Origin of the sequence: Paeniglutamicibacter selenitireducens (genome assembly GCF_051550675.1) — a bacterium.
Lineage (GTDB): Bacteria > Actinomycetota > Actinomycetes > Actinomycetales > Micrococcaceae > Paeniglutamicibacter.
Map to the genome: position 1 here is coordinate 379,787 of NZ_JBPULF010000002.1, position 25,082 is coordinate 404,868.

The window sequence follows — 25,082 nt, forward strand, 5'->3', positions numbered from 1 at the left end:
CGCAGCACTATTGTGGGATAGTCTACAGACGTTGACATAAATTGAGAACCCCCACCGCCAAGGAGCTTCCATGGTCCCCACCCCGAATTCAGCACGGTCCGCGGACCGGCCGGCAGACCTCATCCTGCACAACGGCACCATCCTCACCCTGGACGGGGACGACTCCGTCCACCATGCGCTGGCCATCACCGGCAACACCGTCACGGCCCTGGGCGATGCGGCACTGGACCCGGCCCTGCGCGGGCCCGCCACGGAAACCATCGACCTTTGCGGCGCAACGGCGATGCCGGGCATCAACGACTCCCACCTGCACGGCGCCTGGCTTGGCGTACTGTGGCCGCACACGGTTTTCGGCTCCGCCGAACCGCTGGCCGGGCACGGGGAGACGCCGAGGCTTCTCGATTCGGAGGCGGACCGGCGCGCGGCGATCCTCCACACCGCCGGGATTGCCGCTTCGCTGGGCATCACCAGCTACACCGAACCTGGCCTGGGGCCCGGCGAAAACGCCGGACCCACGGGCTGCTTCGACCAGGACGTCCTGGCAACCTACCGGGCACTGGCCCGCGAGAACCTGCTGACAGCGCGCGTCAACGTCCTGATGCTCTACGGGCTGTTGGACGGGGAAAGCCGGCTTGCGGATTTCCGCGCGGGGCTGGCCTCCATCGACCGCGCCGCCGAAAACCCCCGGCACCTGCGCGTTGCCGGGGTAAAGGTCTTCGCGGACGGCATTCCCCCCATGCAGAACGCCTGGATCCACGACTGCTACCCCGACGGCTCGCGCGGCGGGCTGCTCATCGACGAACCCACCGAGGCAGCCAGGGCCGAGACCCTGCACCGGATGATCACCCTGGCCCACGAGGCCGGCCTGCAGGTGGGGGTGCACGCCACCGGGGACCGCAGCATCGACGCCTTCATCGACGCCGTCGCCTCCACCGAAAACCCGCGGGAGAACCGCCACTACGTGATCCACGGGGACCTGGTGAGCACCGAGGCCCTGGGCCGGCTCGCCGAGCTGGGCATGGGCATCAACGTCCAAAGCGGAATCGCCACCCACACCAGCCAGTGGCTGGCCGGGGTCCTTGGACCCGAGCGCGCCGACCAGGCCTGGCCGCTGGAGGCAGCGCTGGGCGCCGGGGTGCGGCTTGCCCTGAGCTCCGACGCACCGATCCTGCCGCCGGACTGGCGGGAGGGCATTGCGGCGGCCGACCGCTGGATGGGCCCCACCGACGACCCCCGGGCGCGGATGGGCGCCCTGCTGCATTGCTACACCACGACCCCCGCCTGGCAAGACCACGCGGAACACTACAAGGGGACCCTCGCACCCGGGATGCTCGCCGACATCGTCGTGCTGGACACCAACCCCTACGACCTGGAACCCCGGCAGATGCCGTCGGTGGAGGTCGAACACACCATTTTCGACGGACGGGTCGTCTACTCGCGCCCGCCGCACCACCGCACGGAAACCGCCGGCTGATCCCGAACGGGCCTGGAATCCCCAGGCCCGTTCGCGTGTCCTAGGTCAGCAGCTGGCCGCCGTCCACGGGCAGGCTGACCCCGGTGATGTGCCGGGCCCGCTCCGAGGCCAGGAAGAGCACCGCCTCCGCCACGTCGGAGGTTTCGGCAAGCGCGCGCAACGGAATCCGCGATTCCCAGGCCGCCCGCGCTTCCGAGCCCTCGGGCATGCCCTGGGCCAGCATCGGGGTCAGCACGGGGCCGGGCGCCACCGCGTTGACCCGGATCGAGTGCCCCGAAAGCTCCAGCGAGGCCCACCGGGTGAGCGAGTCCACTGCGGCCTTGGAGGACTCGTACCCGCCCATCCCGAACGTCGGCTGGCGCGAGCCGATCGAGGAGATGTTGACGATCGCCCCCGCGGTTTCGCGGGCAATCATGCCGCGGGCGACGGCCTGGGTCGCCATGAAGGTCCCCAGCACGTTGACCCGCAAGATGGCCTCGTAGTCCTCGGGGCGCAGTTCGGTGAGCGTCCCGTGCACCGAGAGCAGCCCCGCGTTGTTGACCAGGACGTCGATGCCGCCCTCGGCCTCGGCAATCTCCTCGAACACCGCCTCCACCGCCCGCGCATCGGTCAAATCCAGCACGCGGAAGCCGGCACCGATGTCCGCGGCCGCCAGCGCGACGGCCTCGGCATCGCGGTCCACCAGCACCACCCTGTCCCCCTGCGCCGCAAAACCCATGCCGATGCTGCGCCCGATTCCGCCCGCACCGCCGGTCACCACGACGATTCGCTGCCTAGCCATTTGTTCTCCCTTGGGGTCGTCGGGCCACCCTCCAGGTGGCCACCTACGCGTTATAGTATACGGTTGTAGACAAAAAACAGTGATGCCCGCCACGTCGAACCCAGGAGCAACGATGAACCAGACAAGTCCCGTCCCCACGCGCCCACTGGGGCCCAACAGCCCCGCGGTTCCGGTCTTTTCGCTCGGATCCTGGAACATCTGGGACAGGATCGGGTTGGAGGCCTCCACCGCACTCGTCGCCCGCGCCGCCGAGCTGGGGGCCGCGTTCTTCGACGTCGCCCACTACAACATGGGCCCGCACGCCGAAAACGCCACAACGGACCTCATCTTCGGGCGCGCCGTCGCGGAGGCAGGGCTGCGCCGCGAGGACTACACGCTGTGCGGCAAGCTCTGGCTCTGGGAATACCCGCAGACCAGCTTCGCGGAACAGATGCAACGCTCCCTCGAGCGCATGGACGTCGCAAAGGCCGACCACGTGGTGGTCGGGGACTACTTCGGCCAGGTCGACGCCCGGCGCATCGTCGAGGACGCGGCAGCGGAAATCGAGGCCGGCCGCTTTGATTCGTGGGGCGTGAACAACTGGGGAATCGAGGAGCTGCGCACGGCGCTTGACCACGCCGCCAAGCACAACCTCACGCCGCCGACCTTCGCCCAGCTGAAGTACTCCCTGGTGCGCCGAAGCATGGCCGAGGGGGATTTCTACGGCCCGCTCTTCGAGCAGGGAATCCTGGGACTGCAGGCCTCGGACGTCCTTGAGGGCGGCATCCTGGCCGGGAAGCTCTTCCCCACGCGCAAGATCGGCGCGGACGTCGGTGACATCCGCGCCGGGATCGTCGCCGCCTACCCCGAGGCGGCCCGGGTGGCCGAGGGTTACGGAGCCACCCCCACCCAGCTGGCACTGGCCTTCACGCTGTCGAACCCGGCGACCTCGAACGTGCTTTTCGGGGCGAGCAGCATTGCCCAGCTGGAGGAGAACATCGGCGCACTCGAGGTCCTCGAGCGGATCGGGGCCGAACGCATCCGCGAGGACACCAGGGGCCTGTGGCTGGACACTGCGGTGAATCCGGACGGAACCTGGCCGGCCGGCTGAGGGGGCTCCCCGCCCGCCGGAAGCGGATGCGCGCGGCGCGGGAACAGGCCCGCGCCGCGCGCACCGCCGGCTACCCGGCCCGACCCAGGAACGCCGTGGCCAGGTCGCGGAACTCCGGCGCCGCCAAGGCGCCATGGTGGTCGCCTGGCACCTTGCGGAGCTCGCCGGACCCCACCAGGCCGACGATCCCCTCGATCCCGGCTGTCATGAAGTCCTCCTCGCCGGCGATGAACAGCACCTCGGTGGCGGGAGCCGCGGAATCGGGGTCGAAGGGCTCGCTACCCAGTCCGCCAACGAGGTTGACAAGGGATTCCGAGTCCTTCCCCGGCGCACCGACCAGCGCAGACAACATGCCCACCAGCGGGTCGGCCACTTCGCCCGACCCCGCGACGGCGTTGCGCAGTTCCTGCACGTCGACAGCCGCGAACGGTTCCCGGACGCCAAGCCCTCCCAACACCAACCTGCCCACCCGGGCACCGGCGGCCGGAAGCTCCCAGGCCAACCTCGCCCCCAGGGAATAGCCCAGGACGTCCACGGCGCCGGCACCGTAGTGGTCGGCAACTTCCTCCACCGCCGCCACCAGGTACTCGAGGACCCTCGAGGTCGCCCCGGCCTCAACGCTCCCGACCGCCGGACCCCGGGCATGGCCCGGGAGGTCGACGGTGGACACCCTGGCACCGGAGCCGGCCAACGCCTCCACCCAACCGTTTGCCCCGAAGTCCGACTCCCAGTCGGAGGCAAATCCGTGGATCAGGAGCACGGGCCTGCCCGTCGCTCCTGCCGGCGAATGGTGGACAACGGCAATGTCGTTTTCTCGTGGCATGAAGATCTTCCCTCAGGTAAATGGCTGGTTCCGGATCGGGCCGGCCACCCCGCCCGCAAGCGGAAATGGGACCCTAGACACTTTTAGTCTACGTCTGTAGACTCTGATTTCACAGGCCCCCGCCACTTCATTCCGGGGCTGGGCGCCACCATGGAGCACGTTCCCGAACCCACAGAAGGTACAGCCGCAAATGACAACTTCCGCCGCCCCGGCAACCACCACCGCAACCCCCGAGGCCATCATCGACATCGCCATCGGATTCATGGGTGCCAAGCAGCTCTTTGCCGCCAGCCGCATCGGCCTGTTCGCGGCGCTCTCCGATGGACCGCTGGCGATTGAAGCGCTGGCACTGGCCACCAACACCCCGCAAGCGCAGGTGCGCATCCTGGCCGACTCCATGAGCGCCCAAGGGCTGCTGGAGCGCGTGGACGGAAACTACTCCCTCCGCGGGGACGCCGCGGCATTCCTGACCGGCGAACGCTCGGAGCTGGACCTTGCGCCGTTCCTCGCGTTCCTCGGTTCGATCAGCTACGACCAGTGGCGCGGGTACGACAGCACCGTTGACACCAACGACGCGGGAACCCTGGAACTCGACGAGTCCGGCTGGTCCGACTTCATGGCCGGCGTGATGCGCTACAACGAGCTGCACGCGGCAATGTTCAACCGGCATTTTGATTCCTCCGCCTTCACCAAGGCGCTGGACTTCGGCGGCCTCTCCCCCGCCTTCGCCATCGGGGCCATGCAGGCCAATGAAAACCTGCGCACGGATTTCCTGGTCGACCCGGGCTTCGCCGGGAGCGTCGCGGACGCGCTTGAGGCGGCCGGCCTGGCCGGACGCAGCTCGGTCGAGGGCGTCGCCACCGAGCAGGCGGCACCGTCCGGGGACTACGACCTCGTGATGCTCAACCACGTGGCGCACCGCTTCGACGAGGCGGCCAACCGTTCGATCATTGCCGCGGCCCGCGCCGCGGCCGCCCCGGGCGCGACCCTGGTGATGCTCGACTTCTACCTCGACGACAGCCCGCTGCAGCGCAAGATCGACGCCCTGCACGCCGGGGAGTACTACAACATCGACGGAACCGTCGTCTACCCATCCTCAACGGTCAACCAGTGGTTGCGCGGGGCAGGGTTCGAGCCGATGGAGCTCATCGACCTCCCGGGCAGCCCGCGCCTGCTTGTTGCCAAGGCGGTGTAGTTCCCGCAGGCAGCATGGCCGGCCGCGATCCCGGGATTGCGGCCGGCCACACTCGTTTCAGCGGCAAATCGGGGATCTACGGGCGACCGAGCCGCTCGAAGAACGATGCCAGGTGCGCCTTCTGCAGGGCCACGGTGGAGGTCTCCGGCGCCATCAGGACCATGACGTTCGCCCCCACGTTGAGGAGGACCAGCTCGTCCACCAGCTGCTCGTCGGGAGTGCCGGTCAGGACGTCCCCGTCCGCGCGACCCTCTGCCAGGTAGCCCGCCATGGCACCCCGCCAGGCTTCGAGATGCTTGAGGTAGGTCTGACGCATGGGCTCCTTGTTGACGGCCCTCTCCCAGAAGGAAATCAGGACCCGGCCCGCGGTGATGCGCTCCTCGTCGCCGGGCATGATGGCCTGGCACATGGTTTCCAGGGCATCCAGCCCACGCCTGCCGGCCATGTCGGTGCCCAGGAACTCCGCCATCTGCCCCAAGGCCTCCTGGTAGGTCGCCTGGATGATGTCGTCCTTGCCGTCGAAGTAGTGTTTGAGGGCACCGTTGGCAAAGCCGGCCTTGGCGGCAATCTCGCGCATGGTGGCGGCCTCGATGCCGCCGTCGACGATCAGCTGGCGGGTCACGGCGATGACGTCGCTTCGGCGTTGTTCGTGGTCGATTTTTCTTGGCACTACGCTCTCCATCAATTGGCGCACGTCAGCAAACGCTTACAAGTAGATATAGGTATGAGTCTACGATTGTTGGCGCGTTTTGTCTGGCACCCGGAGCCCCGCGACACACGAGGCCGGCCACCCTGTCCCGCCGCGCGCACCGCGGAACCCGGACAGCTAGAAACCGGGCCCCGCCAACTCCTCCGGCCGTGGCAGCCCTGCCGCATCGAACACCAGCTCGCCCGCGAACCACGTCTGTCGAGCGGTGATGAAACGGATCCGGTCCACCGGGACCTGCCGCGGATCATCGCTGAGCACCACGAAGTCCGCCGACTTGCCCGGCTCCAGGGAACCGGTGTGCGCCGCCTGCCCCATGGCCTCGGCGGCGTCGACAGTGTAGATGCGCAGCGCCTCATCGAGGGTGATGGCCTGTTCCGGCCACAGCGTGCCGGGGAACCGCCCGCTCGGATCGGCACGGGTGACCAACCCGTAGACCCCTTCCCATACGTTCGGAGACTCGCTCACCGGCCAGTCCGACCCGCCGGCGATCCGGGCCCCGGCATCCAGCAGGTCGCGGTTGGGCTGCATGCGCCGGGCACGATCGCCCGGCAGGACCTTCGCGATGGCCTCGGAGATGACTCCGGGGAACCACAAGGTCGGAGAAATGTCGGCCGTGACATCAAGCGCCGCGAAGCGGGCGACGTCATCGGGGTGCACGAACTGCCCGTGGGCCACGTGGTAGCGCACGGCGTGGTGGCCGGCCGCGCGCACCTTCGCCACCGTGTCGAGCACCAGGCGCACCGAGGCGTCCCCGGTGCAGTGGATCTTGGCCGAGATCCCCCGCTCGGCCGTGGAAAACAGCCAGGATTCCAGCTCGGCGGCGGGCATCGTTGTCCCGCCGCAATGGCAGTCGCCGAAGCCGGCCCCGGCCAGGTACGGTTCGATGAAGGCCGCCGTCCCGGCCGGCGGCACCCCGTCCAGGAAGATCTTGATGAAGTCGGGGCGGTGGTGCGTGCTCCGGGTTTCCTCGCGGCGGGCAATGATGCCCTCGCCCAGCGGGCTGGTCCCGAAGATGAAGTCGTTGGCGGCCATGGAACTGACAACCCACGCCTTCAGCTCCCCCCGCCGGTCCAGCTCCTTCAGGGCCTGCATCAATTGCAGCGAGCTGGCGGCGTCCTGGAATGCCGTGATGCCGTGGGAGTGAAGGATCTCGATGCCCCGCGCCGCGGCCCTTGCAAGGTCCGCGGTGGTGGTCGGCTGCATGGCTGCCAGCGTCTTTTCCACGATCACCCCGCCGGCCTCGATCAGCACCCCGGTGGCCCGGCCGGAACCGTCGCGCAGGATCCGGCCACCCTCGGGGTCGGGGGTGCCCGCGGTGATCCCCGCAAGTTCCAGCGCCCGGGTGTTCGCCCACCTGTTGTGCTTGCTGTCGTCCTTGAACAGCGCGGGCCGACCCTCCGTTGCGGCGTCGAGCCGGCGGCGGGCATCGACGGAATTGAGCTCGTTCATCAGGCCCGATCCCCAGCTGCCGCCCACGACCCAGGAGTCCGCCGGGATTCCCCGCGAGTACTCGGCGACGGCGGCCAGGAACCCGTCCAGGTCCAGGGTCGGCGAAGCGTCGAGTTCGAACAAATCCAGCTGCCCGGCAAGCATGTGGTGGTTGTGCACGTCCTGCAGTCCCGGCATGACGCAGGCGCCCTCCAGGTCCACGACGTGCGTCCCGGTCCCGGCGCTCTCCAGCGCGGGGTCGCCGAGCGCGAGGACCCTCCCGCCCTTGACGGCCAGCGCATGGGTGCGGCCGCCCTCGCCGTCCATGGTTTCGATGGTGCCGTTAAGCAGCACAAGGTCGGCTCGGTCGGGTTTCACGGCACTGTTTCCTTTGGTCGACGACAGGGGTTTGATAAGTCTACGTTCGTCGACATTCATCCGACTTGGCTATGCGCGCACGGGACTTGACGAGGCAGGTACACCGGCACCCGAGCGGTCCTCCGGCCCATGCCCGGGCTAGTGGTGGAACCCTTTCTGCGGGGCCACGACAGGCATGGGGCTCTGCAGCGAATCGAGGTAGGCGGTCTCGGTCCTGATGTGCCCCAGCAGGTCTTCGGCGATGTCCATGCTGAGCCCGTCGCGCACCACAATGCGCTGGACGGTCCGGTCCGCGAGGTTGTCCGGAAGCGGGTAGGCCGGCACCTGCCAGCCCCGCATCCGCAGCCTGTCCGAGAGGTGGTAGAGGTTCCAGTTTTCCGTGTGCCCGGCCTTCAGCTGCCACGCAAAGACGGGGATGTCGGAACCGTCGTTCCAGAGCTCGAACGCACCGATCTCCGAAATCCCCCGGGCCAGGTACTTGGCGACGTCCTGCGAGGCCTGGTGCACCGCCCGGTATCCGTCGAACCCGAGCCGCAGGAACAGGTAGTACTGCAGCAGGACCTGCGCCCCGGGGCGGGAAAAGTTCAGGGCGAAGGTGGGCATGCTTCCGCCCAGGTAGCTGACCCGGAAGACCAGCTCCTCGGGCAGCCACTTCTTCTCGCGCCAGATCACCCAGCCGAGCCCCGGGTACACGAGCCCGTACTTGTGCCCGGAGGTGCTGATGGAATGCACGCGCTCCAGGCGGAAGTCCCAGACGGTGTCCGGCTGCAGGAACGGGGCGACCATGGCCCCGGAGGCCCCGTCGACATGGATGGGGACATCCAGCCCCGTGGTTGCCTGCAACTCGTCCAGCGCCTTGGCGATCAAGTCCACCGGTTCATACATGCCGGTGTAGGTGACTCCCATGATGGCGACGACCCCGATGGTGTTCTCATCGACGTACTTCCCGATCTCGTGGCCGTCGAGCGTCTTGTGCTCCAGGCTGATCGGCACGTAGCGCGCCTCGATGTCGAAGTAGTTGCAGAACTTTTCCCAGCAGACCTGCACCGCGCTGCTCATGACCAGGTTCGGGGTCTCCGTGGACTTCCCCTGGGCCCGGCGGGCGTGCTGCCAGCGCCGCTTCAGGGCCAGCCCGCCGAGCATGCAGGCCTCGGACGAGCCGATGGTCGAGGTCCCTATGGCGTTGTCAGTGTCCGGGGCGTTCCACAGGTTCGCCAGGATGCGCCAGCAGTTGTCCTCGATCGCTGCTGTTTCCGGGTACTCGTCCTTGTCGATCATGTTCTTGTCGAACGACTCCGCATACAGGCGGTTCGCGTGCTCGTCCATCCAGGTGCTGACAAACGTCGCAAGATTCAGACGGGAGTTTCCGTCGAGCATGGTTTCGTCGTGGACGATTTGGTAGGCGGTTTCCGGAAGCATTTCACCTTGCGGGATCCGGTGCCGGTTCAGTGCCGTTGCCATACCCGGCCTGGTGAAGGCTGGCGCTTCGGGGCCGTAGATGTTGTTCTCGCTCACGTGGATCTGGACCTTCCCTGGTGGATTCGGGCCGGGACGCCTGACCGTGCACGACGACCTGTCCCGGCATGACCGAGCCTAGGCACGGGGCCCACCCGAAGGCAAGGAACCGGCGGCACGGCACGGCGGGCGGATATCCGAAGGCCACCTGTGGATACTTGGTCCATGAAGACAACGGGGCGGGTCGTGTGCGCGGGGGCGCTGGTGCTCGTGGCCGCGGCCCTGGGGTTGCGGATGTGGTTCGTGCATGAGCAGACATGGGACTGGAGGCTGTAGCCGCGCGAGGTTCCGGGAAAGGTCCAGTTCGCCGGGCGGGACTACAACTGCGGCGACCGGGCGCACCCCGTTTCACCCGAAGAGGAACACCTTGTTGCGGGGATGGGTGTCCAGGGGATGACGGCCGGCGGAGCACAGATCCTCGCGCCCTCACCCGAGGCCGGGATCACCATCGGGGTGAAGGCCACGAACGGCACCTACGTCTGCTCGCTCATGGGCGGACTCTAGTCCTGCCTCTTGGATTCCGGCCGGCCGGCACCCGAAACGACCCGTTGCCGCGTCATTCCGGGGACTTCGATCGTTTCATCGTCCGCGGCATCACCTACGCTGAGGGTGTGGTCAACTACACCCTCAAGCAGCTGCAGTATTTCATCGCGGTGGCCGACGCCCGGTCCATTTCCGGCGCCGCCGCCACGTGCCACATTTCGCAGGCAGCCATGTCGCAGGCGATCAACGAACTCGAACGCATCGTGGGGTCGCAGCTGTTGGTGCGGCAACGGGCCCGCGGAGTGGCGCTCACCGCGGTGGGAGCCCAGTTCCTGCGCGATGCCAAGGACCTGGTGCGCCATGCCGAGGAAGTCCAGGGCAACATCGGGGACCGCCAAAGCACCCTTTCCGGCCCACTGGTCATCGGCTGCTACACGGGCCTTTCGGCGTTCTGGCTGCCGGTCATCTGCGAGCAGTTCACCAAGCCGAACCCGGGCCTTGAGGTGCGGATCGTCGAGGGCGACGGTGCCGCCCTGCAGGAACGGATGCTCGACGGATACCTGGACGCGGTGCTCACTCACACCCGGCACCTGCTGCCCACCGTCAAGCACACCCCCGTGATGACCGGCAGCCCCTACGTGCTGCTGGCCGCGAGCCACCCGATGGCCGGCCGGCGCAGCATCAGGCTGGCCGAACTGGCCGACGAGGACTTCGTATCCCTGGACATCCCCTCGGTGCGCGACAACCAGCTGGTGAACCTGCGCATGTCGGGGCTCGATCCCAAGGTCGCCTGGAGCAGCACGAACTTCGAGGCGGTCCGCGGGATGGTGGCCCGCGGCCTGGGCTACACGGTGCTGGTCCAGCGGCCCCCGGTGAACGTGAGCTACGACGGCCTGCCGCTGGCGACGCTGGAAATCGAGGGGCCGGTGGGCCGCAGCGACATCTGCGTCGCCTACACGGCCTCGGAACGACCGAGCCTGCGGCTGCGCGCCTTCATCGAGTTCTGCCAGCGGACCGGTGCCGAACGGGAGGCGGAACAGGACGGGATCCCGGACGATTCCGAGACTGGCCGACCGGGCCCCGGCTCCGCCCGTTAACGCAGGCAGTGCCCGTCCCCGGGGAAGAACCCGGGGACGGGCACTGCTGGCGTGACCTCGCCCCGCGCTCCGGTTCTGGCCGGGCGGCGGGGTGGGGTCATGCGTTTTCGGGTCAGGAAGCCACCGGGGTGGTTTCCTCCGAGGTGGTTTCCTTGGAGCCTGCCTCGCTGTCGCGGGCGGCAAGCTTCTTGCGCACCAGCGGCCAGAAGGCGACAAGCACCAGCGTGGCCAGCAGGCTGGTCCAGACCTGGGTCCGGCCCGATTCGGTGGTCAGCATGATCACCAGGACACCCACAACACCGGCGATCAGCAGGTAGTTCAGCCAGGGGAAGAGCCACATCTTCAGCTTCAGGCCGGCGACTTCCTCCGGCGACATGCGCGAGCGCAGACGCATCTGGGTCACGGCGATGAAGACGTAGACGAACAGTGCCACCAGGCCGGCGGAGTTCATGATGAAGTCGAAGATGCCCGACTCCGGCAGCGCGAAGTTCACGATCGTCGCGGCGAACCCGCCGACGGTCGAGGCGATCAGGGCGGCCAGCGGCACGCCGTTCTTCGAGCGCTTGGTCATGACCTTCGGGGCGAAGCCCTGGTCTGCCAGCGCGGCAAACATGCGCGAAGCGGAATACAGGCCGGAGTTCAGCACCGAGCAGACGGCGGTGAAGATGATCAGGCTCATCACCAATTCCGCGCCCGGCATGCCGAAGAGCGAGAACACGTAGGTGAACGGCGCGATCTCGGCCGGATCCGGGAGCTGGTTCCACGGCACGATGGTCACGATCACCAGCACGGCACCCACGAAGAAGAGCAGGATGCGCCAGATGATGGTGCTGCTGGCCTGGCGGATGCCCTTGGCCGGGTCCTCGGACTCGGCGGCCGCCATGACGGCGATCTCGGTGCCGAAGTAGGAGAAGATCACGATGGCCACGCCGGTGATGGAGATCCATACGCCATTCGGGGCGAACCCGCCGTGCTGCCAGAGGTTTCCGACGGAGAAGGTGGATTCGGGCCACAGGCCCAGCGCGAAGAGCACGCCGACGCCCAGGAAGACGACAATTGCGACTACCTTGATGCTGGCCAGCCAGAACTCGACCTCACCGAAGGTGCGCACCGAAATGATGTTGGTGCAGATGAAGAGGACAAGCAGCGCTGCGGAGAACAGCCACGACGGCAGCTGGGGGAACCAGCCGTTGAGCATCTCGCCGCCGAGCACCGATTCGTAGGCCAGCACGCCGACCCAGAAGTACCAGTAGAGCCAGCCCACGAGGTAGGCGGCCCAGTTGCCCAGGCCCTGGCGGGCGTACTCCATGAACGAACCGACGGCCGGGCGTGCCGCGGCCATCTCGCCGAGCATGCGCATGGCCAGAAAGACCAGGAGCCCGCCGATGAGGTAGGAAATGACGGCGGCCGGGCCGACCGAACGGATGACGTTGCCCGAACCGACGAAGAGGCTGGCGCCGATGATGCCGCCGAGGGTGATCATGGTGACGTGCCGCGAGCGAAGCTTGGTGCCTGCCTCGTCCGGGGCGGACGGCTCCGTTGCCGTCGATGAAGTGCTAATAGCCATGTGAAACTTTCCGGGGTCTTGCCAAGGATGTTTGGGCGACTCGGCCGCCTGCCAGAAGTGCGCTCTGGTGCATGGGCGAGGAACGCCCTTGGAGACAATACCCCTCCGCGCGGCACCCCTGTGTGCCGGGGGTCTCTCGGGAGCCAGCCCCGGGGAACCGGAAAAATGCCAGTTTCCGGGCGCTGCGGCACCCCATCCGGGTGTCACTGGCACCACACCCCCGTGATGGGGATCATAGGTTCCGGCGGCGGTGCGCACCCACCCGGCGCGCGCGGGCAGGGGTAGGGCCTCCCGGCGGCCTAGCACCGGGCAACACGTACCTCCCGGCGGCCCCGGAAGACCCCAAACCCACCGGCGACAAGCCCCGAAGCAGCCATGACAAGGGGATATGCACCCGGCTGGCTTCGCAAGGCTCCCCGACCGGGCCGATGTCGATGGACAATGAAAGGGCGGGCGGTTTCCGGAGAAACCACCCGCCCCGCCAAGCACCCCGGGAGCTACATCCTTTCGGCGCTCAAGTCGGCGTCCTTTCCTTCCTTCACGCTGCGCATCGCCAGTGCGGCGACCACGAAGGTCAGGGCCCACACCACCCCGGCGATCCACAGCGATCCGCCACCGAGGAGCACCAGGCCCGTGACGATCATCGGCGTGAATCCGGCGCCGAGCGTCGAGGACAGTTGGTAGACCAGCGAGGCTCCGGTGTAGCGGATCCGGGTGGGGAACAACTCCGCGGTGAAGGCACCGAATGGACCGAAGATGATGCCCTGGATCAGGCCGTTGGCCAGGAACAACGCGATGGCGAAGAGCCACAGCTGCCCCAGCTGGAGGCTCCACATGATCGGCAGCGCGAGCACGGCCCCGGCCAGGATGCCAACCATCATCACCGGACGGCGCCCGATCCGGTCCGAGTAGCGTGCCGCGATCCAGACGAACACCACTGTCAGCGTGGCACCCACGGCCTTGATGTTCAGCACCGAGGTACGGTCCATGCCACCGGCCTCCACCACGTAGGAGATGGCCCAGACTGTCATGATGCCCTGCACGGTGTAGGAGCTCATCCCGACCAGCGTTCCCATGAGAACCGACTTCGGGTACTTGGTCAGCACCTGCATCAGCGGGATCTTCTTGTCCTCGGCCTCGTGCTCAAGGGCCAGGAAGAGCGGGGACTCGGAGACCTTCAGCCGGATGACCAGGCCGATGGCCACCAGGCCCAGGCTCGCGATGAAGGGGATGCGCCAGCCCCAGGCCAGGAACTGGTCGTTGGGGAGCGTCGAGACCGCGGAGACGGCCAGGGTCGCCAGGACGGCGCCTGCGGGGCCGCCCATGTTCGCGAAGCTCGCGGCGAATCCGCGGCGTTCCTTGGGTGCGTGCTCGAGGGCCATCAGCATGGCCCCGCCCCATTCCCCGCCCACGGCCAGGCCCTGCACAATGCGCAGGACGATCAGCGCGACAGGGGCGACCATGCCCACCTGCGCGGTGGGCGGGAGCAGCCCGATGATGGTCGACGCGGCACCCATCATCACCATCGAGGTGATCAGCACGCCCTTGCGCCCGAGCTTGTCGCCGAAGTGGCCAAAGACGATGCCGCCCAGCGGGCGGGCCAGGTAGCCGACCGCGAGTGTCGCGAAGGAGGCGAAGATCGCCACCGTGGGTTCAAGGTTCACGAAGAACACCTTGTTGAAGACCAGCGAGGCGGCCGTGGCGTAGAGGATGAAGTCGTAGAACTCGATGGCGCTTCCAATGAAGGACGAGGCCAGGATGCGCCTCATCTGTGGCGAGTTCAGCGACGGGACGTCCAACTTCTCGGGGGCCTTGTCGATAGCCGGGTTGTGTGTCATCGGGAGACTACCATTTCTGCTCGTTCGGTGGCGAAGGAAATCGCGTCCAGGTCATCCGGCACCAGGAAGGTACCGGGGAAGTCCTCGGCGTGGGACAGCCACACCGGGACGGGGGTCGTTCCGGGAACCAGGTGGTGCAGGGCCAGGGTTCGGGCCCCGGCCCGCTCGGCCAGGTCGATGGCCTGGGCCGCGGAGGTGTGGGAAGCGCGGTGGTGGTCCATGGAGGCCCGTGCCGCCTCGGTGTCGATGGCGCCGTAGGAACGCTCGACCCAGTCGAAGTCGATGGCCTCGTGCAGCAGCAGGTCGGTGCCGCGGGCCAGCGTGACAAGGTTGTCGCACGGTGCGGTGTCCCCGGAGAGGGTCACCGAACCCTCGGCGGTGTCGAAGCGGAAGGCAAAGGCCGGGGCGATCGGGGGGTGCTTGACCAGGGTCGCCGTGACGGTGACAAGTTCGTCGCGGTAGATCTCGAACGGGGCGAAGCCCTCCGGGGTCGGGTTCCCGTTCGGGTGGTACCCGGTCCCTTCGGGGATCCGGATGTCGGAGGCTGCGAAGTGCTCGAGCGGGGAGGGTCGCAGCGCGTCGATCACGCGGTCGTTCAGGTCCGTGGCGTACGCCTGCATGAGGTGGCCGAACATGGCCGCCGTTCCCGGGGTCGGGTTGGCCGGGTAGAGCGGAACCGGCGGCACCGCGGCACGCGGTGAGGCCGGGGGCAGCATGCCCCTGTCGCCGGGCCCGATGACGTGGATGGGGGCCTGCCCCGGGGCGAGAGTGAACATCCCGAAGATCGCCAGCGATGCAAGGTCGATGGTGTGGTCCGAATGCAGGTGGGTCAGGAAGATCCCGCGCAGGTTGGCCATCTCCAACCCCGCCTTCATGAGCTGGTTGCCGACGCCCGTTCCGGCGTCCACCAGGTACACGGACTCCCCGACGACCACCGCCGTGCAGATGCCCGCGCGCTTGCCGGCATTCTCGCCGGTCCACCAGCGGGGACCGCCGGCGGTCCCCAGCGTCACGACATGGGGGTTCAGTGGTGTGCTGCTCACGCGAACGGCTCCTTGGGCTCGGTATCTATTGGTCTTCCATTTCAAGGATGGTGCCCCGCATCACATCCGTAAAACTGTTTTTATCTCTCTTCTTAACCGGTTTTTCTTATGTTTTGCCGTGGGGACATGCGCTTTCGCGTTCCGGGACACCCACTGTTCACCCAAACGACATTCAGAGTCCGTCAGTCTCGAAATTGCCCGTCATGTACCCACGTCAGGGTGGAGTCATCACATCGACCCCACACGAAAGGGCCTGACATGTTCTCCCGCACCTCACGCTCGCACCGCACCACCCACCCGGCCCACCGCCCGTTGGCCGTGGCCGCCCTGCTCGGCATCGGCGCCCTCGCCCTGGCGGGCTGCTCCTCCGCGGAGTCCCCGGCCAAGGCCGAACCCGCAGGCGAGGCACTGGTCTTCGCCATGCCGCCGGCCCCCGAGGACGGCGACATCAAGGAATCTGCCACCGAACTCAAGAACATCATCTCCGCCGCAACCGGCCTGGCCGTGGAGCAGGAGATGCCGGCCGACTACCTCGGCGTGGTCGAGGCCGTCCGCCAGGGACACGTCGACGTCGCCTTCATGAGTCCCTTCTCCACGGCGCTGGCCGTCAAGAACGGCTCAGTCGACCCGCTGGTGGTCTGGGAGGCCGACGCACAGAAACCAGCGTCCTACTGCTACTCACGCCCCGACTCCGGGATCGAAACGCTCGAGGACATCAAGGGCAAGCAGGTGGCCTTCGTCGACCCGGGATCGGCCACCGGCTACTTCATGCCCAAGTCGATGCTCACCGAGGCCGGCATGGTCGACGGCACCGACTACACCTCGACCTTCGCCGGCGGGCACGACACCGCCATGCTGGCCCTGGTCAACGGATCCGTCGACGTGGCCTGCAGCTCGATCGCCGAACGCCTCATCGAGGCGGGAACCTTCGAGGCCGACGACATCAAGCAGGTCGCCGCCACCAAGCCGCTGCCGGTGGGCGTGGGCATCGTCGTCGCCAAGGACATGGACCCCGCGGTGCGCGCCAAGCTGCTCGAGGAACTGCCGAAGAAGCTGACGGGCAACGAAAAGCTCAAGGACCTCTCGCTGACCGGCAGCTACACGCTGAACCCGGGCATCGAGGTCTACCAGCCGCTGCTCGAGGTCGCGCAGAACGTCGGCGTGGACCTTGAGGACATGCGGTGAGCCGGCCGGGACTCCCCCTGGCCTCCGCGCGCGACGCTGGCCCGGGAACGCTCGTGGACCTGGAACCGGCAGTGCTGGCGGTCAAGGACCTCACGGTGACCTACCCCAACGGGTTCACCGCGCTGAGGGACTTCACCCTTGATGTGCGCCCCGGCGAAATCGTCTCGCTGCTGGGACACTCCGGCAGCGGCAAGTCGACGTTCATGAAGGCCGTCACCGGCATGGCCCCGGCCACGGCCACGCAGCTCTCGGTGGCCGGCGCCGAGGTCACCGGTGCCACCGGTGCCCGGCTGCGCGCCGTCCGCTCCGAGATCGGCTACGTGTTCCAGCACTTCAACCTGGTGCCCCGGCTCAGCGCACTGACAAACGTGCTCACCGGCGGGCTGTACGAGGCCGGGCCGCTGAACCGCATCGGGCTCTTCCCGCGCGCCCAGCGCGTGCGCGCCCTGGAACTGCTGGACCGCGTGGGCTTGGCGGACAAGGCCGCCCACCGGGCCGACTCGCTCTCCGGCGGCCAGCAGCAGCGCGTGGCGATCGCCCGCGCCCTGATGCAGGACCCCAAGGTCATCCTGGCCGACGAGCCCGTCGCCTCGCTGGACCCGCGGCTGGCCGGCTCGGTGCTCTCGCTGATGCGGCAGATCGCCCACGAGGATTCCATCCCCGTGGTGGTGAGCCTTCACGTTGTCGAGCTCGCTCGCCGCTACACCGACCGCTTCGTGGCCCTCGACGCCGGTACGGCCACCCACCGCGGGGCCATCGGCGACCTGGACGACGAGATGGTCGCCGGCATCTACGGAGAGGACCCGATCAATGTCCGCGCATGAGAACCCCGGCGGTACCCTGCTGGAGGCGCCGGCACCCGCCGCGCCGGCACTCGACGAGCGCGACAGGCTCCGGCTTTCGCGCCCCTTCCAGGCACCCGGCGCCGGCGGCGTCATCGGCCTGGCGGTGGCCGCCGCTGCCGTCGCGTGGTCCATGGCGGGTGCCGGCTTCAGCCTCGAGAAGCTGCTCGAGGGCCTCCCGAAGATGGGCGACTACCTGGCTCGCATGTGGCCGCCGAACTTCGAGAAGATCGGCGTGGTCATCGAGCTGCTCGTCGAGACGCTGCAGATGGCGGTCGTCGGCACGCTGGTCGGCGCGCTGCTCTCGCTGGTCATCGCGTTCGGCGCGGCCTCGAACATCGCCCCGCGCTGGCTATACACCGCCACCCGAGCGGTGCTGAACGTGCTGCGTTCGATCCCCGAACTGGTCTTCGCGCTGATGTTCGTTTCGGCCGTCGGACTGGGCCCCTTCGCCGGCATCCTGGCGATTGTGCTCGGCTCCATCGGCTCGATCGGCAAGATGTACGCCGAGTCCATGGAGTCGGTGAAACCCGCCCCGCTGCTGGCCCTGGAATCCACCGGAGCCAACCGCCGCCAGGTCATCGCCTACGGCGTGCTGCCGCAGGCCTCCCCGCTGCTTGTCAGCTACACCCTGATGCTCTTCGAGGGCAACGTCCGCGGCGCCTCGGTGCTCGGGCTGGTCGGGGCCGGCGGCATCGGCCTCGAACTGACAAACGCCATGCGCCTGTACGATTACGGGCACATGTTCGCCATCATCATCTCCATCGTCGTCCTGGTGACGGTCATCGACCGTGCCAGCGCACTGATCCGAAAGAAGCTCTCCTGATGACAACACCCGTCTTCCTCCCCGAGGCGGCCTTCTCGCCGCTGGCCAACCTGCGCGACCTCGGCGGCATCCCGGTGGCCGGCGGCACCGTCGCCCCGGGACTGCTGTGGCGCGGCGACGACGTGTCGCTGAGCCCCGCCGCCCAGGTCGACGAGCTGGCGGTCCGCGGCCTGCGCACGGTGATCGACCTGCGCTCGGCGGCGGAGCTGGAGACCTCGACCTCGCCGTTCCTGGCCGACGCGGGGATCGCGCACGAACACCTCGCGGTGATCCCCGACGTGTCTGACCCGCAGGCCCTCGGCGCCTCGATGGCTGCCATCGACTCCCCCGCGAAGGTCGGCGCCTGGTACGCGCACACCTTCGCCACCCGGGCCGAGGTGTTCGTGCGGGCGCTGGGGATCATCGCCGACACCGACGGCGGCGTGCTCTTCCACTGCGCCGCGGGCAAGGACCGCACGGGCATGCTCGCCGCCGCGGTGCTCAGCGTGCTGGGCGCCCGGGAGTCGGACATCGTTGTCGACTACGCGCTCACCGATGCCAACGTCCCGGCGGTCATGGAGCGCATCGCCGCCTCCCTGGCGGCCACCGGCCGGCGCAGCGACCACCCGGAGATCGACCCGGCGCACCCGCTGCTGCGCGCCGAGGCCACGGCCATGGAATCGATGCTCGCCGTGCTCGGGGACTCCGGCGGGCCGCTGGAGGTGCTGCGCGCCGCCGGGCTGGATCCTAAGCTGGAGCAGCGGCTGCGGGAGAAGCTTGTCGCGGGTGCCTGACGCCTCCGCCCCGGCGCCCGGGACGCAGCGGCCCGCCGCCCGGCCCGGGCGGCCGCGCGACAGGGCCATCGAGGCGAAGGTTGTCGCCGCGGCGCGGGACCTGATCCGCGAGAGCAACGACTCCGGCGACTACACGCTGGCGCAGCTGGTGGAACGCAGCGGGGTGAGCCGCGCCGCGATCTACCGGCGCTGGGATTCGGTGCGCGCGGTCTCTGTGGCGGCACTGGACGCGGACCGCAAGCCGATCCCGCTGCCCGCCGCGGCGTCGCTGCGCGAAACCCTCATCCGCGGATACTCCGCCGGCATCGCGGACATCGACGAACCCACGCTGGCCATGGTCATCAAGCGGCTGATCCTGGGCCTGCGGGACCCCTCCCTGCAGCGTTCCTACTGGGAACGGCACGTCAGCCGGCGCCGCGAGGGCTTTGCCCGGCTGCTGCACCAGGCCCGGGACGAGGGGCGGATCCGCCCCGACGTGGACCCCGAGGTGGTGCTGGATTTGATCAACGGGCTCGGCTACTACCAGGGTGTGGTGCGCGGCGAATGGCGGTCCGAGGCCGCCCGCGACAGGGTCATCGCGGGCATCGAGCTGGTCTGCGACGGCATCGGCTGCCCGCCGGCCACCGGGGGCCCGGCCACCCCGCGTTGACGCGCGGCAGACATGGCGGGGCGGGTGCGCGGGCGCGCACCCGCCCCGCGGCGTTCAGGCACTCAGGCCCGCTTGCCGCCCGAGGCCCCGATGGCCCAGACGCGCGGCAAGGCCCAACCGTGGACGGCGTTTTCCCCGACCAGCCGGGCCTTGAACACCCAGGGGTTGTGGTTTCCGGCGGTGCGCGCATTGCGCCAGTGCCGGTCCAGGTTCTTCGAGGTGCTCGTGGCGGAGGCAGCCAGCGCGTCGAAGGCGTGCGACAGGGCGTTGGTGACCAACGGGGTCAGCGCGACCTGTGCCTGGGCCGAGGCGAGCTCGGCCGCGTCGTTCGCGGCTTCCTCGTCATCGACGCCCAGCTCCCCCGCACGCACGGCCACCGCCGCCCGGTAGGCGCCCTCCAGTGCCACTGCGGCGGAATCGACGGCCGCGGCCGCCACGAACGCGGCGGACGACACCTCGCCGATGACCTGCAACAGCTGCGGATCCTCGTTGGCCAGGGCCGCTGCGCCGTGGCTGAAGGTGCGCTTGCGGGCACCGAGCTCGGAGGCGAAATCGCGTTCCGCGGCCTTGGCCGTGCCGGCCAGCACCGCGAGCAGCACGACCTGGTAGAACGCTGTCTGGTACTTGAAGCGGGTGTCGAAGTCGATGAGGTTCCCCGGTTCCACCGACGCCGCGGCAAAGGTCGCGGTGCCGGTGCCTGTGGTGCGTTGCCCGAACCCGTCCCAGTCGTCCCCCAGGGCGACCCCCGGTTGGTGGGCCTTGACGACGGCAATGACGCGTTGCCCGGTGTCGGTGCGCTCCGCGTAGGTGTCGATCCAGTCGGCGAAGATGCTGCCGGTGGAATAGTACTTGGTCCCTGTCACGCTGAAACCGCCGTTGCCGTCCGGGGACACCTTGGTGTTCACCTCGCCCAGGGCCACGGCGCCGACCTCGGTCCAGGAGTTTCCCACGAGGTCCCCGGCCGCGAAGCGTTCAAGCCAAGCGTCTCGCTCGGAACCTTCCTGCGCGACGAGCCGGTCCTCCACGAACGCAAAGTGCCCGCGCAGTGCCTGGGCGATGTTCGGATCGGCGGCGGCCAGGGACGTCAGCAGGGAAAAGAGCTCGGGCAGGGTGGCTCCGGCGCCTCCGTGGGATTCGGGCACCCGCAGGGCACCGAACCCGGCGGCGGCAAGTTCCCTGATCGACTCACGGGGCAGGCTGCGGGAGGCATCGCGTTCCGCGGCCCCCGCCGCGATGGCGGCAAACAACGGTGCGAACCGCTCCTCGAGCCGTTCGATCCGGGTGCGTGGCGGTGCCTCGAGGTCGGTGCTTGTCATGCTGGGCGGTTCCTTCCGGGCGTGGTTTGCATGTTTTCGTTCGCACGAATACATGCAACCCTAGGAACCCGCGGAAGCGCTGTACACCGCCCGCTTCACGCGGGGTAAGGACCGGCCCGTTGGCCGTCGTGTTCCGCGGGTTTCCATGTCACGTCCCGTCATGCAAGGTCTTGTTCCGTCACGGACGGGCGTGCCGGGTGCACCGCGACCCGCGCCGGGCCTCAGTCGTCGCCGGGCGCGACGGCGGTGACAAGGTCCTGGAGTTCGGGCACCCGGGCGGCGCTTTCGAGCGCCTCGCGCAACACCGCGTCGTGGGTCGGGTGCGCCTCGTTCAGCAGCTTCTCGCCGGCCGCAGTGAGTTCGGTGTAGATACCGCGGCGGTCGTCCATGCAGAGGATGCGGGTGAGCAGGCCACGGTCTTCGAGGCGCGTGACCAGGCGGGTGATGGCACTGCTGGAGAGTGCCGCGGCGCGGGCGAGCTGCGCCATGCGCATGTGCCAGCCGTCCTGCCGCCCCAAGGCATCGAGCACCGTGAACTCAACCACCGACAGGCCGTGCTTGGCCTGCAGCGCGCGTTCCAGCTCGCCTTCAATGAGGTTGTGCAGCGCGGCAAGCGTACGCCAGCCCTGCGCGCGAACCTGTACAGCGTCGTCCTTGATTCCCATGGTCGAACCTTCCGTTCTCTACACCACAAGACTACCACCTTGCGCGGATATGCCGCGCGTGCAATCATTGCTCATGCAGTAGTTGCACACGCAACGAACGTATCCGGCCGGTACGCAGCTGCACCCGCCTCCCCCCATCCACACAGAAGGTTCTCATGCCTGTTGCTCTTTACGCCCTGGCCCTTGGCGGCTTCGGCATCGGCCTCACGGAATTCGTCATCATGGGCTTGCTGCCCGAGGTGGCGGCCGACTTCGGGGTTACCGAAACCGTCGCCGGGTACCTGATTTCCGGGTACGCCCTCGCCGTGGCCATCGGCGCCATCATCTTCACCGCCCTGCTGGGGCGCTTCGACCGCAAGAAATCCCTGTTGTTCCTGATGGTGCTGTTCATCGTCGGCAACCTGCTCTCGGCCACAGGCCCGAGCTACGAGCTGGTCATGCTCGGACGCATCGTCGCCGCACTGTGCCACGGGGCGTTCTTCGGCATCGGCTCGGTCGTCGCCGCCGACCTGGTGCCGGCCACCAAGCGCGCCGGGGCCATCGCATTCATGTTCGCGGGACTCACCATCGCCAACGTGCTGGGCGTGCCCCTGGGCACCATGCTCGGCCAGGCCGCCGGATGGCGCGCCACCTTTTGGGCCATCACGGCCATCGGCGTCGTCGCACTGACCGGCATCGTGCTGTTGGTGCCGGGCAACCTCGCCCGCTCCACCAACACCGGGGTCCTTGGCGAATTCACCATCTTCCGCAACCCGCAGGTCTGGCTGTCGATGCTCATCACGATCCTGGGCTACGGCGGCATGTTCGGCGCCTTCACCTACATCGCCTTCACGCTCACCGGCGTCGGCGGATTCGCCCCGGGCGCTGTGCCGTGGCTGCTGATCCTCTTCGGGGTCGGGTTGTTCGTCGGCAACATCCTCGGCGGCCGCGCGGCGGACAGGAACCTGCCGAAAACCCTCATCACCCTGCTGGTGGTCCTCACGGTGGTCCTGGCCGGCTTCGCACTCACCGCCGAAAACCAGGTCGCCACCGTCATCGCCCTGGTGCTCATGGGCGGGGTCGGGTTCGCCACGGTTCCCGGGATGCAGATGCGCATCATGAACCATGCCGCACACGCACCCACCCTGGCCTCGGGCGCCAACATCGCTGCCTTCAACATCGGCAACGCCTTCGGGGCGTGGGTCGGCGGCCTGGCCATTGCCGCAGGACTCGGCTACACGTCCCCGCTGTGGGCCGGTGCCGCGATCACCGTCGCGGGGCTGATGGTCCTGCTGCTTGCCGTCCGGGTGCGCGGCGGCGAATTAGCCCCCACCCCGGAACCGGCACCGGTTTCCGTACCGGCCCCCTAGCCACCTGTTCCCCACCACCAAACACCATCAACCCAAGGAACCAACGCTATGAACACCACCACCGTCCCCACGATCACGCTCAACAACGGGATCACCATGCCCCAGCTAGGCTTCGGGGTCTTCCAGGTCTCCGACGAGGAAACCACCGCCGCAGTAGCCAAGGCCCTGGAAACCGGGTACCGAAGCATCGACACCGCAGCGATCTACGGAAACGAGGCCGGCGTAGGACGCGCACTGGCCGAATCCGGCATCCCCCGCGCGGAGCTGTTCGTGACCACCAAGTTGTGGCTCGCGGACCTGGGCCGCGGGAAGACCCGCGCGGCGCTGCTCGCCAGCCTGGAGAAGCTCGGGCTCGACTACGTGGACCTCTACCTCATCCACTGGCCGGGCACCGACACCGACGCCTACCTCGAATCGTGGCAGGTGCTTGAGGAATTGCAGGCCGAGGGGCTGACCCGCGCGATCGGCGTCTCCAACTTCCTTCCCGAGCAGCTCGAACGGATCATCGCCCTGGGCGGGACGGTCCCCGCGGTGAACCAGGTCGAACTCCACCCCCTGTTGCAGAACAGGGAAACCTCCGCGGTGAACCGCGCCCACGGGATCGCCACCGAGGCGTGGAGCCCGCTGGCCCAGGGCGCGGCACTGGGCGAACCCGCGGTGCTCGATGCCGCAGCTGCGCACGGGGTGACCCCGGCCCAGGTGGTCCTGCGCTGGCACCTGCAAGGCGGCAACGTGGTGATCCCCAAGTCCGTCACGGCCTCGCGCATGGCCTCGAACTTCGACGTCTTCGGGTTCGAGCTCAGTGGCGGGGAAGTCGCGGCCCTTGATGCACTCGAGCGCGACGGGCGCACCGGTCCGCACCCCGGCACCTTCAACGGCTGACCGACAACGCGCCGGCCCGCTTCATGCGCCGGGGCATCGCCATGTCGCGGGACCCCGGCGCATGAAGCGCCCCGAGCCCGGCGGCACCCGTGTGGCGTAGGCTACAGAAGAGTGCCGCATGAAAGGGTTTCCATGTATCAGGTCCAGCAGGCAGATTCGTTTTCGGCGTGGAAGACGATGATCTCGAACACGTTCGTGCCGCTGGAAGCCGAACCCGTGCGCAGGGGGCCGTTCAGCGGCCAACTCAGCGGCCGCACGATGCACGACGTGGGCATCATGCGCCTGGAGGCCGGGCCGCAAACGGTGCTCCGCTCCCCCGAACTCCTTGCCCGCGGCGGGACGGGGCACTACAAATTGAGCCTGCAGCTCTCCGGACACGCACAGCTCCTGCAGGACGGCAGGGAAGCGGTGCTGCAGCCAGGCGACGTCGCGATCTACGACACCCAACGCCCCTACACCCTCACCTTCGACGACCCGTTCGAGACCCTGGTGCTGATGTTTCCCCGGCACCTGCTCGGGCTCTCGGTCGATGACGTCTCCGAGCTCACAGCGGTTCGCATGGGCAAGGGCAACCACCTCGCAGAGGCCGTCACGCCGTTCGTGGCCAACATCGCGGCGCAACTGCCCCGGTTGAAGAGCCCCATCGGCCACCGTCTGGCGTTGAACATCGTCGACCTGCTCTCCACCATGCTTGCCGACGAGATCTACTCGCGGCCCGACCAGGCCACGGACACCAACGCACGCATGCTGCGCCGGGTCCAGCACCACATCGAGGCGAACATTGCGGACCCGCTGCTGGGCCCGGAGTCCATTGCGCGGGCGCACCACATCGCCACAAGGACCCTGCAAAAGGTCTTCTCCGCCGCCGGCCTCACGGTGGCGGGGTGGATCCGGGAACGCCGGATGGAGCAATGCCGCAGGGACCTGGCCGACCCGCTGTGCGAAGACGTTTCCGTGGGAGAGATCGGGGCCCGCTGGGGCCTTGCCGACGGCGCGCACTTCAGCCGGGTCTTCCGCGCCACCTACGGGCTCCCGCCAAGCCAGTACCGGCGGAATCCCGCGGCCCTCCAGCACTAGCGTTCCCGCCGCGGGCGCCCCGGGGCGCGGGAAGCCAAGAAGTGTACGGGGAAAGCCAAGCCACAAACATGTGGCACGCGACACACTGGGAGTGAGA

The 25,082-nt window shown here is 68.2% G+C and carries 22 protein-coding genes; 12 read left to right on the forward strand and 10 right to left on the reverse strand.

Annotated features, from left to right (window positions below):
• Positions 1-70: 70 nt before the first annotated feature.
• Positions 71-1,474, forward strand: a complete 1,404-nt coding sequence (locus ACSYDW_RS05205; RefSeq protein WP_438337645.1) for an amidohydrolase — start codon at positions 71-73, stop codon at positions 1,472-1,474.
• Between the two features lie 40 nt (positions 1,475-1,514).
• Here ACSYDW_RS05205 and ACSYDW_RS05210 read toward each other — a convergent pair whose 3' ends face one another.
• Positions 1,515-2,255: an SDR family NAD(P)-dependent oxidoreductase gene (locus ACSYDW_RS05210; protein ID WP_438337646.1), complete on the reverse strand. Its 741-nt coding sequence runs from the start codon at positions 2,253-2,255 to the stop codon at positions 1,515-1,517.
• A gap of 112 nt (positions 2,256-2,367) precedes the next feature.
• On the opposite strand from ACSYDW_RS05210, the gene ACSYDW_RS05215 reads away from it, so the two are divergent.
• On the forward strand, positions 2,368-3,345 hold the full coding sequence (locus tag ACSYDW_RS05215) for an aldo/keto reductase (RefSeq protein ID WP_438337647.1): 978 nt from the start codon (positions 2,368-2,370) through the stop codon (positions 3,343-3,345).
• Positions 3,346-3,415: 70 nt separating this feature from the next.
• Here the strand turns inward: ACSYDW_RS05215 and ACSYDW_RS05220 are convergent, their stop codons facing one another.
• A complete protein-coding gene (locus ACSYDW_RS05220) occupies positions 3,416-4,168 on the reverse strand; it encodes an alpha/beta fold hydrolase (RefSeq protein WP_438337648.1) in 753 nt (250 codons plus the stop codon).
• Positions 4,169-4,358: 190 nt separating this feature from the next.
• Between ACSYDW_RS05220 and ACSYDW_RS05225 the strand changes: the two genes are divergently transcribed.
• The gene (locus ACSYDW_RS05225; RefSeq protein WP_438337649.1) at positions 4,359-5,363 is read left to right on the forward strand and encodes a dimerization domain-containing protein; all 1,005 of its coding nucleotides are present in this window, start codon (positions 4,359-4,361) and stop codon (positions 5,361-5,363) included.
• Between the two features lie 76 nt (positions 5,364-5,439).
• On the opposite strand, the gene ACSYDW_RS05230 is transcribed toward ACSYDW_RS05225, so the two are convergent.
• The 3 genes from ACSYDW_RS05230 to gad form a co-directional block, all read right to left on the reverse strand.
• Positions 5,440-6,033, reverse strand: a complete 594-nt coding sequence (locus ACSYDW_RS05230) for a TetR/AcrR family transcriptional regulator (protein ID WP_438337650.1) — start codon at positions 6,031-6,033, stop codon at positions 5,440-5,442.
• A gap of 156 nt (positions 6,034-6,189) precedes the next feature.
• Positions 6,190-7,878: an amidohydrolase gene (locus ACSYDW_RS05235; RefSeq protein WP_438337651.1), complete on the reverse strand. Its 1,689-nt coding sequence runs from the start codon at positions 7,876-7,878 to the stop codon at positions 6,190-6,192.
• A gap of 138 nt (positions 7,879-8,016) precedes the next feature.
• Positions 8,017-9,339, reverse strand: a complete 1,323-nt coding sequence (gene gad, locus ACSYDW_RS05240) for a glutamate decarboxylase (RefSeq protein ID WP_438337949.1) — start codon at positions 9,337-9,339, stop codon at positions 8,017-8,019.
• Between the two features lie 602 nt (positions 9,340-9,941).
• On the opposite strand from gad, the gene ACSYDW_RS05245 reads away from it, so the two are divergent.
• The gene (locus ACSYDW_RS05245) at positions 9,942-10,973 is read left to right on the forward strand and encodes a LysR family transcriptional regulator (protein WP_438337652.1); all 1,032 of its coding nucleotides are present in this window, start codon (positions 9,942-9,944) and stop codon (positions 10,971-10,973) included.
• A gap of 112 nt (positions 10,974-11,085) precedes the next feature.
• Here ACSYDW_RS05245 and ACSYDW_RS05250 read toward each other — a convergent pair whose 3' ends face one another.
• The 3 genes from ACSYDW_RS05250 to ACSYDW_RS05260 all read right to left on the reverse strand — a co-directional run bounded on the left by ACSYDW_RS05250 (position 11,086) and on the right by ACSYDW_RS05260 (position 15,421).
• Positions 11,086-12,540, reverse strand: coding sequence for an amino acid permease (locus ACSYDW_RS05250; RefSeq protein ID WP_438337653.1), 1,455 nt, complete (start codon positions 12,538-12,540; stop codon positions 11,086-11,088).
• Between the two features lie 497 nt (positions 12,541-13,037).
• Positions 13,038-14,378, reverse strand: a complete 1,341-nt coding sequence (locus tag ACSYDW_RS05255) for an MFS transporter (RefSeq protein WP_438337654.1) — start codon at positions 14,376-14,378, stop codon at positions 13,038-13,040.
• Positions 14,375-15,421: an MBL fold metallo-hydrolase gene (locus tag ACSYDW_RS05260; RefSeq protein ID WP_438337655.1), complete on the reverse strand. Its 1,047-nt coding sequence runs from the start codon at positions 15,419-15,421 to the stop codon at positions 14,375-14,377. Before ACSYDW_RS05260 ends, ACSYDW_RS05255 begins: the two co-directional genes overlap by 4 nt.
• A 258-nt stretch (positions 15,422-15,679) precedes the next feature.
• Here ACSYDW_RS05260 and ACSYDW_RS05265 point away from each other — a divergent pair, with 258 nt between their 5' ends.
• Genes ACSYDW_RS05265 through ACSYDW_RS05285 form a run of 5 tightly spaced genes read left to right on the forward strand, consistent with a single transcriptional unit; the run spans position 15,680 to position 19,696 of the window.
• Entirely contained in the window at positions 15,680-16,606 is a 927-nt protein-coding gene (locus ACSYDW_RS05265) for a phosphate/phosphite/phosphonate ABC transporter substrate-binding protein (protein ID WP_438337656.1), read from the forward strand.
• On the forward strand, positions 16,603-17,430 hold the full coding sequence (phnC, locus tag ACSYDW_RS05270) for a phosphonate ABC transporter ATP-binding protein (protein ID WP_438337657.1): 828 nt from the start codon (positions 16,603-16,605) through the stop codon (positions 17,428-17,430). The genes ACSYDW_RS05265 and phnC overlap by 4 nt, the downstream gene beginning before the upstream one ends.
• Positions 17,417-18,274, forward strand: a complete 858-nt coding sequence (gene phnE / locus ACSYDW_RS05275) for a phosphonate ABC transporter, permease protein PhnE (protein ID WP_438337658.1) — start codon at positions 17,417-17,419, stop codon at positions 18,272-18,274. The genes phnC and phnE overlap by 14 nt, the downstream gene beginning before the upstream one ends.
• Positions 18,274-19,047 (forward strand): tyrosine-protein phosphatase, encoded by a 774-nt coding sequence (locus ACSYDW_RS05280; protein WP_438337659.1) that lies wholly within the window; start codon positions 18,274-18,276, stop codon positions 19,045-19,047. Before phnE ends, ACSYDW_RS05280 begins: the two co-directional genes overlap by 1 nt.
• Positions 19,040-19,696, forward strand: coding sequence for a TetR-like C-terminal domain-containing protein (locus tag ACSYDW_RS05285; protein WP_438337660.1), 657 nt, complete (start codon positions 19,040-19,042; stop codon positions 19,694-19,696). The genes ACSYDW_RS05280 and ACSYDW_RS05285 overlap by 8 nt, the downstream gene beginning before the upstream one ends.
• Positions 19,697-19,758: 62 nt before the next feature.
• Here ACSYDW_RS05285 and ACSYDW_RS05290 read toward each other — a convergent pair whose 3' ends face one another.
• A complete protein-coding gene (locus ACSYDW_RS05290; RefSeq protein WP_438337661.1) occupies positions 19,759-21,012 on the reverse strand; it encodes an acyl-CoA dehydrogenase family protein in 1,254 nt (417 codons plus the stop codon).
• Positions 21,013-21,233: 221 nt separating this feature from the next.
• The gene (locus tag ACSYDW_RS05295; RefSeq protein WP_438337662.1) at positions 21,234-21,677 is read right to left on the reverse strand and encodes a MarR family winged helix-turn-helix transcriptional regulator; all 444 of its coding nucleotides are present in this window, start codon (positions 21,675-21,677) and stop codon (positions 21,234-21,236) included.
• A 155-nt stretch (positions 21,678-21,832) separates the two neighbouring features.
• On the opposite strand from ACSYDW_RS05295, the gene ACSYDW_RS05300 reads away from it, so the two are divergent.
• The 3 genes from ACSYDW_RS05300 to ACSYDW_RS05310 all read left to right on the forward strand — a co-directional run bounded on the left by ACSYDW_RS05300 (position 21,833) and on the right by ACSYDW_RS05310 (position 24,985).
• Entirely contained in the window at positions 21,833-23,026 is a 1,194-nt protein-coding gene (locus ACSYDW_RS05300; RefSeq protein ID WP_438337663.1) for an MFS transporter, read from the forward strand.
• A gap of 48 nt (positions 23,027-23,074) precedes the next feature.
• Positions 23,075-23,908, forward strand: a complete 834-nt coding sequence (locus ACSYDW_RS05305) for an aldo/keto reductase (protein ID WP_438337664.1) — start codon at positions 23,075-23,077, stop codon at positions 23,906-23,908.
• A 132-nt stretch (positions 23,909-24,040) separates the two neighbouring features.
• Positions 24,041-24,985: an AraC-like ligand-binding domain-containing protein gene (locus ACSYDW_RS05310; protein WP_438337665.1), complete on the forward strand. Its 945-nt coding sequence runs from the start codon at positions 24,041-24,043 to the stop codon at positions 24,983-24,985.
• Positions 24,986-25,082 lie beyond the last annotated feature (97 nt).

Excerpts from the sequence above, each read along its gene's own strand:
- ACSYDW_RS05205 (WP_438337645.1), top strand. The coding sequence starts at position 71 with ATGGTCCCCACCCCGAATTCAGCACGGTCCGCGGACCGGCCGGCAGAC.
- ACSYDW_RS05210 (WP_438337646.1), bottom strand. The coding sequence starts at position 2,255 with ATGGCTAGGCAGCGAATCGTCGTGGTGACCGGCGGTGCGGGCGGAATC.
- ACSYDW_RS05215 (WP_438337647.1), top strand. The coding sequence starts at position 2,368 with ATGAACCAGACAAGTCCCGTCCCCACGCGCCCACTGGGGCCCAACAGC.
- ACSYDW_RS05220 (WP_438337648.1), bottom strand. The coding sequence starts at position 4,168 with ATGCCACGAGAAAACGACATTGCCGTTGTCCACCATTCGCCGGCAGGA.
- ACSYDW_RS05225 (WP_438337649.1), top strand. The coding sequence starts at position 4,359 with ATGACAACTTCCGCCGCCCCGGCAACCACCACCGCAACCCCCGAGGCC.
- gad (WP_438337949.1), bottom strand. The coding sequence starts at position 9,339 with ATGGCAACGGCACTGAACCGGCACCGGATCCCGCAAGGTGAAATGCTT.
- ACSYDW_RS05250 (WP_438337653.1), bottom strand. The coding sequence starts at position 12,540 with ATGGCTATTAGCACTTCATCGACGGCAACGGAGCCGTCCGCCCCGGAC.
- ACSYDW_RS05255 (WP_438337654.1), bottom strand. The coding sequence starts at position 14,378 with ATGACACACAACCCGGCTATCGACAAGGCCCCCGAGAAGTTGGACGTC.
- ACSYDW_RS05265 (WP_438337656.1), top strand. The coding sequence starts at position 15,680 with ATGTTCTCCCGCACCTCACGCTCGCACCGCACCACCCACCCGGCCCAC.
- phnE (WP_438337658.1), top strand. The coding sequence starts at position 17,417 with ATGTCCGCGCATGAGAACCCCGGCGGTACCCTGCTGGAGGCGCCGGCA.
- ACSYDW_RS05280 (WP_438337659.1), top strand. The coding sequence starts at position 18,274 with ATGACAACACCCGTCTTCCTCCCCGAGGCGGCCTTCTCGCCGCTGGCC.
- ACSYDW_RS05290 (WP_438337661.1), bottom strand. The coding sequence starts at position 21,012 with ATGACAAGCACCGACCTCGAGGCACCGCCACGCACCCGGATCGAACGG.
- ACSYDW_RS05295 (WP_438337662.1), bottom strand. The coding sequence starts at position 21,677 with ATGGGAATCAAGGACGACGCTGTACAGGTTCGCGCGCAGGGCTGGCGT.
- ACSYDW_RS05300 (WP_438337663.1), top strand. The coding sequence starts at position 21,833 with ATGCCTGTTGCTCTTTACGCCCTGGCCCTTGGCGGCTTCGGCATCGGC.
- ACSYDW_RS05305 (WP_438337664.1), top strand. The coding sequence starts at position 23,075 with ATGAACACCACCACCGTCCCCACGATCACGCTCAACAACGGGATCACC.
- ACSYDW_RS05310 (WP_438337665.1), top strand. The coding sequence starts at position 24,041 with ATGTATCAGGTCCAGCAGGCAGATTCGTTTTCGGCGTGGAAGACGATG.